Below are 739 nucleotides of genomic sequence, written 5' to 3'. Positions count from 1 at the left end.
AAGCGCCCGCGGGCGCGTTCGAGCGCGGCCCGCCGGTATGGGTCGGCTTCGGCGCAGGCGGCGACATAGAGCGGAACCCGGTCGACGCCGGCGACCAGCTTCGATGTTTCCGGCAGCCTGATCTGGCGGTCGAGCACGATGCGCGCCGGCGAACGGTTTTCCAGCCCCGGCAACCGCACCGTCAGCGCCGGATCGTCCTCCAGCGCCGTGCCGATGCCGATCAATATGCCGTCGGCTTCGGCCCGCATCAGGTAGACTTCGCGCCGGGCGATGTCGCCGGTGATCGAGACTTGCCCCTCGCCTTCCATGCCGATCTTGCCGTCGCTGGAAAGCGCAAGTTTCAGGATCACTTCCGGACGTTTCTTCAGAGATCGAATGAGATAGCCGGCCATCTGCTCGGCGGCTTCTGCCGCGAGCACCCTTTCGACAACCTCGACACCGGCGGCACGCAGGATCGCATAGCCCTTGCCGGACACGCGTGGATCGGGGTCGCTCACAGCCCCAACCACCCGCGTGACGCCGGCATTGAGCAGTGCATTGGCGCAAGGCGGCGTGCGGCCATGGTGGGCGCAGGGCTCCAGTGTGACATAGGCGGTGGCGCCGCGTGCGAGCCCGCCGGCCTCGGCCAGCGCCTCGGTCTCAGCATGCGGCCGGCCGCCGACAGCGGGGACACCGGTGCCGACGATCATCGGTCCGCTGCCGTCGACACGCACGATCAGCGTGCCGACGGAAGGGATGG

At 68.7% G+C, this 739-nt stretch carries 1 protein-coding gene; it reads right to left on the bottom strand.

The window, feature by feature from the left end:
- Positions 1 to 739: bifunctional diaminohydroxyphosphoribosylaminopyrimidine deaminase/5-amino-6-(5-phosphoribosylamino)uracil reductase RibD (gene ribD, locus EOA85_RS36540; RefSeq protein ID WP_127212819.1), on the bottom strand; the 739-nt coding region annotated here is incomplete at both ends.

Origin of the sequence: Mesorhizobium sp. M5C.F.Ca.IN.020.29.1.1 (genome assembly GCF_003997375.1) — a bacterium.
Lineage (GTDB): Bacteria > Pseudomonadota > Alphaproteobacteria > Rhizobiales > Rhizobiaceae > Mesorhizobium > Mesorhizobium wenxiniae.
This window is presented reverse-complemented; position numbering and strand designations above follow the sequence as displayed.